2 protein-coding genes and 1 pseudogene are annotated in these 3947 nt (G+C 57.4%); 2 read left to right on the top strand and 1 reads right to left on the bottom strand.

Annotation, left to right across the window (positions count from 1 at the left end; genetic code table 11):
- Positions 1-357: pseudogene (locus Q0216_RS01995) on the top strand (phosphoenolpyruvate synthase); the annotation flags it as partial.
- Between the two features lie 464 nt (positions 358-821).
- Positions 822-1862, top strand: coding sequence for an alcohol dehydrogenase AdhP (gene adhP, locus Q0216_RS01990; RefSeq protein WP_366139801.1), 1041 nt, complete (start codon positions 822-824; stop codon positions 1860-1862).
- Positions 1863-2809: 947 nt separating this feature from the next.
- Here adhP and Q0216_RS01985 read toward each other — a convergent pair.
- A partial coding sequence (locus Q0216_RS01985) for a GH25 family lysozyme (RefSeq protein ID WP_298592514.1) occupies positions 2810-3947 on the bottom strand: 1138 nt, incomplete at its 5' end.

Raw genomic sequence — 3947 nt, 5'->3', positions numbered from 1 at the left:
TATTCGTACCAGTGGGATCAGACTCCGGAGGGTACCGATAACCGCCCGTCGAACGCTGGCGAGCTGTTTAACGGCTACCAGTCGGTGGTTTCTGGAGGCGGTGGCGCCGGTTATGGCGGCGGCGGCTCCGGTGCTGCGTTGAGCGTTTCGGCTCGTGTGGTGTCGCAGAAGTGGAATAACGATTCGGCTCGTGCCCGCTATGCGGTGGGTTCGGTGCAGCTGGCTGGCGGTGGTGCTGGCGGCGGTACGTTCATGGATTCTACGGTGCGCATCATGGATCTGGGCTGGGCGTTGAACGCTCCGAATGGTCCGGGCGAGCGCGGTGCCGGCTATATTGAGGTTGCTTTCTGCTTCTAGGCAGCTAAGTCTCATCGGCTAAGAGTTCCTGTGAGCCTGCAGGAATCGTATAGGTGCAGATTGAACCCTTTCTTTAGGGTGGTATGCGCCTCAAACTTAATATTTAAATTTTTTCTGAATGCCTCCCAGACCGCTGGTTTGGGAGGCATTCTCATCTTCTGTGTCGGTTCGTCATAGCGTCATATCAACCTTTGGCGGTTTAGCGCATTGGTCGGAATAGACCTTATCGAAAGCTCATCCTCGCTCGTGAGAATGCCTCTATCTAACCCCTCTGTCATATTCGGGGGTGAACCTTTAGATTGTCGGCTCATCATTTTACGGTGGAAATGTAAAGAATATACGCGCCCACCCCGCTAGGTTGCACAGCGCAGAATGCAAAGCGCAGATTGCAGATTGCGGCTTGCAGATTACGCAACGCAGATTGCGGTTTGAGCGCGGCCACCAATGACTAAGGAGTTTAGATCATGTGCAAGGAAACCATGAAGGCTGTTGTTGTCCCTGAGAAGGTTGACGGTTCGGTTGTTGTCCGTGAGGTTCCCATTCCGGAGGTTGGTCACGGCCAGGCGCTCGTGAAGATTGAGTACTCGGGCGTGTGCCACACTGACCTGCACGTGGCTGCCGGTGACTTCGGTGAGGTTCCGGGTCGTATTCTGGGCCACGAGGGCATCGGCCGTGTCGTCAAGGTTGGCGAGGGTGTTGAGTCCCTGAAGGAAGGCGACCGCGTGTCGGTGGCTTGGTTCTTCGAGGGCTGCGGTCACTGTGAGTACTGCACCTCGGGTCGTGAGACCCTGTGCCGTTCGGTGAAGAACGCAGGCTACTCGGTTGACGGCGGCATGAGCGAGTACACCCTGGTGACCGCTGATTACGCTGTGAAGGTTCCCGAGGGCCTTGACCCGGCGCAGGCTAGCTCCATTACCTGCGCTGGTGTGACCACCTACAAGGCAACCAAGGAGTCGCTGGTTCGCCCGGGTCAGTGGCTGGTTGCTTACGGCGCTGGCGGTCTGGGCAACCTGGCTGTTCAGTACGCTAAGAAGGTTTTCGGTGCCAAGGTTATCGCTGTTGATATCAACGACGACAAGCTGGCTCTGGCTCGTAAGGTCGGTGCTGATCACGTCATCAACGGCCGTGAGGTTGAGGACGTTCCGGCTCGTATTCGCGAGCTGACCGGCGGCGGCGCTCACGCTGCTGTGGTGACCGCGGTGTCGAAGGTTGCATTCAACCAGGCTGTCGAGTCGGTTCGTGCGGGCGGTTCCGTGGTGGCTGTTGGTCTGCCCTCGGAGATGATGGAGCTGTCCATTGTGAAGATCGTTCTGGACGGCATCCGCGTGGTGGGCTCCCTGGTGGGTACCCGTCAGGATCTGGCGGAGGCGTTCCAGTTCGGTGCTGACGGCATCGTGGTTCCGGTGGTTCAGCTGCGTGAGGTTGACGAGGCACCGGCTGTCTTCGAGGAAATGGCGGCGGGTAAGATTACCGGCCGTATGGTTCTGGACTTCGCTAGCCTCTAAGCTGGCGGATGATTCGAGGCGCCCGGTAGGGCTTCAAGGTCTCACTCGGCTGAGGTTCTGCCGGTGGCTTCGATGGTTATAACGCCTAGGGCGCATCCCGTGTGGCGGGGGAGTAGGGGTACTCTTTCTGCTGTGCATACGACGCGGGGTGCGCCTTAGTGTTTTTAATGCGGCGTTGTATGGCTGTGGTTTATAGCTAGGGGTTTTTGAGAGCCGTTATCGTAGGGGGCTGAAAACCTCTGTGAGTACTAGGCACCTAAACGTAATATACGCAGGAATTTATTTTGGAAATTTCCGGGGATTAGCTCAAAATTCTCACTAAATTGGCTCAATAGAGAATCTTGTTTGACATCTATGGACTTCAAAATACATACTTGTATTGTAAACATTCAACCACTGGTTGAAGTGTAATATTTATCGAAGAGATAGGTTTCGAGTGCCCCCTGCACCTACCCTATAGGTAACGGGATATGACGTGTGAAGGTTTCGGCCCTCCTAGATATCGATTCCTTCTCCCGGAACGTTATACCCGGGTGAATTTCAGCATCTTCGTACCGTGCCGTTATTCACCGTGAGTCCTTAAATCCCGATTAGGTGCTCCTCTAGACACCTTCGGGAGAGGTCTCATAAAGATTAGTGTGGGCCCCACGGACATAGTCAATGGGGACTATGTCCGCCACACTAATCCGAACTTCTTGGACAAATCCGCAATAACGCTTCCGCAATAACGCTTCAAGGCGGCGCGCCGCCTCGACATAAATTTACCTGCCGGCACGGGTAACATAGCCGGGTTCTCTACTCACTCGGTAACCCACCCGCTACAGAACGCATCTTGATTTTTGTGTTGTTCAGAAGATGCGCCCTGTAGCAAAAGAACGAGGGGCACCTCTGCCAGGTGCCCCTCGTTTTCATATGCGCGTTTCAGCGTTGAATAGATTCCACGCTGTTTAGTAGATTCCGCGCTGCGCGGTCCAGCGAATCGTGCCGCGCTCAAAGTCCATGTAGTACACGCCGTTCACGTAGGACTCATCGCCGCGTGCCGCACCGTAACGGGCGGTGTTCTTCTCCCAGTGATTGAAGATCGCGCCGTTACCATTGGTCTCGTACGCACCGTACGCATCCGACCAGAGCAGTACCTTGCCGGAGGCGAATCGCACCTGAGCACCCGTGGCGGTGACGGTCTCGTCGGTCACCGGGGCGCCCCAGATGCCGCGGTGCTGCAGGAAGCGGTGGTAGAACGCGCCGCCGGTGTGCAGGCGGTGGGTTCCGGTCTGAGTGGACCACACGTAGGTGGTGCTGCCGGTGAATTCCTGCTTGACCAAGCCGTTACCCAGGTCCTGCTCATCGGTGGTGGGTGCGCCCTTCATGCCGGCTGCACGCCAGGTCGCGTAGATGGCGCCGCGCTCGTTGATGATGTTGGTTCCGGTAGCGGCAGACCAGTAGGCACCCTCACCATTGGCGAAGGACACCGCCATAGTGTCGGAGCGGGACTCCTCGTTGGTAGTCAAGCCTTGGAAACGAGCCACGTCCGAGCGGAACTTCTGATCCAAGCCGCCGTTGGTGACCAGCCAGTGTGAGCCGTGAGAGTTCGTCCAGTAGATAGTCTTGTTGTTGGTGAACTTCTGGGCGTACACGCCGTTGCCCAGGGAGTACTCGGTACCAATCGGGTCGCCGTAGAAGGAGCGGTTCTTGTTCCAGAAGTTACCGATGCCGGTGCGAATATCGATCGAGCCGGTCGCGGTGGTCACCACGTTAGAATCCAGCGCGGCACGGTCATCTGCCGCACGTTCCTCAACGGCGCGATCCTGACCGTTCGCCCAGTTGCGGTGCACCGCGTTGGGGTTCTTCGCCAGAACCTTCAGGTCGTTCACGGTGCCGGGGAAGAAGTTCGAGTCACCCACGAACGGGCCGGAGTCGGTGAACTGCCAAATGTCGTAGCCGCTCCAGCCCGCCGGAATTGCACCGACCACGGTCGAGTAGCTTGCCAGGTGCAGCGGCAGAGTGCCGAACTGCTGCGAACCCACGCACTGCGACCACCAGGAGGTTGCGGTGTACACCATCGGGGCGCGGCCGGTTAGCGAACGG

This window comes from uncultured Rothia sp. (assembly GCF_937976295.1).
Lineage (GTDB): Bacteria > Actinomycetota > Actinomycetes > Actinomycetales > Micrococcaceae > Rothia.
This window is presented reverse-complemented; position numbering and strand designations above follow the sequence as displayed.

Excerpts from the sequence above, each read along its gene's own strand:
- adhP (WP_366139801.1), top strand. The coding sequence starts at position 822 with ATGTGCAAGGAAACCATGAAGGCTGTTGTTGTCCCTGAGAAGGTTGAC.